Raw genomic sequence first — 284 nt, 5'->3', positions numbered from 1 at the left:
GCGGCTGTGCGTCCTCGATGGCCGCACCCTGCCCCCCCAGTTGACCCCTCGCGTCAAACCCTTTCACGCCGTTGGCCAATCAGTTGGCCAAGGCGGTGAAGCATGAGCCACGACCACGCGCTCAGCCTTTCCCTCGCCTCCCCGCTCACGGCCAACGCCGATCCGATGGCAATCAGGACCCACCTGCCGCCTGCCCGTTTCTTCGAAGACGGCACGGCGCTCAACCGGTTATTGCTGGAAGCGCCGTACATGGCGCGGTGCAGTGACGACAAAACCGCGACTCG

1 pseudogene is annotated in these 284 nt (G+C 65.5%); it reads left to right on the top strand.

Features of this window, described 5'->3' with window-relative positions:
- Nucleotides 1-102: 102 nt before the first annotated feature.
- A pseudogene (locus ALO64_RS26320) lies at nucleotides 103-284 on the top strand (replication initiation protein); the annotation flags it as partial.

It is taken from the genome of Pseudomonas meliae, from assembly GCF_001400515.1.
GTDB lineage: Bacteria > Pseudomonadota > Gammaproteobacteria > Pseudomonadales > Pseudomonadaceae > Aquipseudomonas > Aquipseudomonas amygdali.
This window is presented reverse-complemented; position numbering and strand designations above follow the sequence as displayed.